This is a genomic window from Cryobacterium inferilacus, assembly GCF_019599185.1.
Lineage (GTDB): Bacteria > Actinomycetota > Actinomycetes > Actinomycetales > Microbacteriaceae > Cryobacterium > Cryobacterium inferilacus.
This window is the reverse complement of the sequence record NZ_JAIEUL010000045.1, coordinates 1-2,402: the sequence shown is the minus strand read 5'-3', so window position 1 is coordinate 2,402 and position 2,402 is coordinate 1. Positions and strand designations below refer to the sequence as shown.

The 2,402-nt window shown below is 68.7% G+C and carries 1 protein-coding gene; it reads left to right on the top strand.

Translation table 11 applies throughout. The features are described 5' to 3' along the window. A partial coding sequence (locus K2F54_RS18785; RefSeq protein WP_220607380.1) for a non-ribosomal peptide synthetase occupies positions 1-2,402 on the top strand: 2,402 nt, incomplete at both ends.

The window sequence follows — 2,402 nt, the reverse complement described above, 5'->3', positions numbered from 1 at the left end:
CTCATCTGGACCTACCACCACATCATCCTCGACGGCTGGAGCCTCTCCCTCCTCTTCACCGACCTGCTCCGACACCTCCGTCTCGCCGAGGAAAGCGGGAACGGTTCGGCCCCGGTCACCACGGCGGCGAATGGGGGCACCTCCTTCGCCGCGTATGCCAGGTGGTTACGGGAACAGGACTCCGGCGGCTTTGATGCCTACTGGACGACCGCCCTCGGCGATTACGTCGCCACCGCCGAGTTTCCCCGCTCGATCGGCTGCGCCTTGCCCGCTGTGGTGGCGACGTCCGAGTCCGCCGATGCGGCCGTTGGTCGATACTCGCGCACGAGCCGCGATCGCCTTGCCGTTCGCCTGTCGGAGCGCTTCGCGAGCACGGGCGCCACACTCGCGCACGTGGCCCAGGCCGCCCTCGGCGTCGTCCTCGGCCGTGCGTGCGGCAGCGACGACGTTGTATTCGGCAGCGTCGTATCCGGACGCGACGTGCCATTGCCCGACATCGACCGTACCGTGGGCCTCTTCATCAACTCGATCCCGCTACGAGTCACGATGGCAGCGGGCACCACCGCGGAGGCGCTGGTCGGCGCCGTTCGCGATCAGGCCATCGAGAGCAGTGTTTTCGCCGCCGGTTCGCTCGCGCGAATCCAGTCGCTCGTCGGGCGGGAGGATCTGATCCGCTGCCTCTTTGCCTTCGAGAACTACCAGGTGGACGACGGAGCCTTCGGTCCGGACGGCTTGACGTTCGTGGAGGGGCGGGAACAGACGACCTACCCGTTCACCCTTGCGGCCCAGCGCGCGGACGACGAGCTGGCGTTCACGGTACTCGTCGACACGACCTGGCTCGACGCAGCCAGCGTCAACCGGATCCTCGACCGGTTGCTGCTCGTGCTCGAGAGTTTCGCGGCCGACTCCACCGCCGAGATCTCCACCATCTCTTCCCTCTCGACCGCCGAAACCGGGACGGTCGTCGAGGAGTTCAATCGCACTGAGCTGCTCTACGACCGCTCGGCGACAGCGGTGAGCCTGTTCCTCGACGAGGTCCGCGCCCATCCGCACCGCCCGGCGCTGCTGTGGCGCGAGCGCATCGCCGACTATGCCGAGGTTGCGCTGGAAGCGGCGCATGTCGCGTCCGCTCTCAGCGCGTCCGGCGTGCCGCGTGGCGCTCTCGTTGCCGTCGTCGGCGAACGCAGCTCCTCCCTGATCGTCGGCATGCTCGGCGCGATGCTCGCGGGCTGTGCGTACCTTCCTCTCGACGTCGCCTCGCCAACAAGCCGTCTCGAGAAGATCGCCGTCGATGCCAGGCCGGCCGCCTATCTCACCGTCGGTGAACGAGGAGCAGCGCATGCGCAGGCACTGGCCCCGGCCGTCGACGGCACCGTCGTCCTCGATGTTGACGAGCTCCTCGGCGCAGCCACTCCGGTCGCGTGGCACGACTCGCTGGTGGACCGGGATCGGCTGCCGTCCCCGGACGATCTCGCCTACTGCATCTACACCTCGGGAACGACGGGAACGCCGAAGGGGGTCAAGCTCACACACGGCGGGGTCGCGAACCTGCGCGCTCACCTGGCCGAGACCTACGGCGTGTTGCCGACCGACCGCGTCCTTCAGTTCGCAAATATCACCTTCGACGCCGCGGTGTGGGAGCTCGTCCTCGCTCTGCTCTGCGGCGCCGCCCTCGTGGTCGTAGACCAGGACGTCGTGCACGACGTCGAGTCGCTCACGGCCGAGGCTGAGCGGACGGGTGTGTCGCTCGCCCTGCTCCCACCCCAGTACTGGTTGCAGTGCAACGCGCTCCGACTCCGGATCCTCACGACCGGGGGCGCCGCGTCGAGCGCCGCGGTCGTCGAAAAGGCGCGCCGCGAGTCGATCCGCTACGTCAACGCCTACGGCCCGTCTGAGACGACCGTCCTGGCGACGGGGTGGACCGACGACGGTCTCGCCGACCTCGGTGCGGGTCCCGTCCCCATCGGGCGCCCCGTCGCCAACACCCAGCTTCACGTGCTCGCGGGGGAGCGTCTGTGCGGGATCGGAGAGACGGGGGAACTCGCCGTCGCCGGCGACGGGGTCGGGACCGGTTACCTCGGTCTTCGGGAGTTGACCGCGGAGCGCTTCGTCCAGAACCCGTTTGGTGCGGGGCGTCTCTACCGCACGGGGGACCTTGCCAGGTGGCGGGCCGATGGCACTATCGATTACCTCGGTCGTATCGATGACCAACAGGTCAAGGTTCGGGGGTTCCGGATCGAGTTGGGTGAGGTGGAAGCCGCGATCCGTGCCACGGGCCTGGCTCGCGATGTGGTCGTGATCGGTCACCGCGGCGCCCCGGACGCGCCCCTGGCCCTGGCCGCGTACCTCGTCACCGACACCGACACTGACACTGATGCCGGTGCCGAGGTGCGCGACGCTCT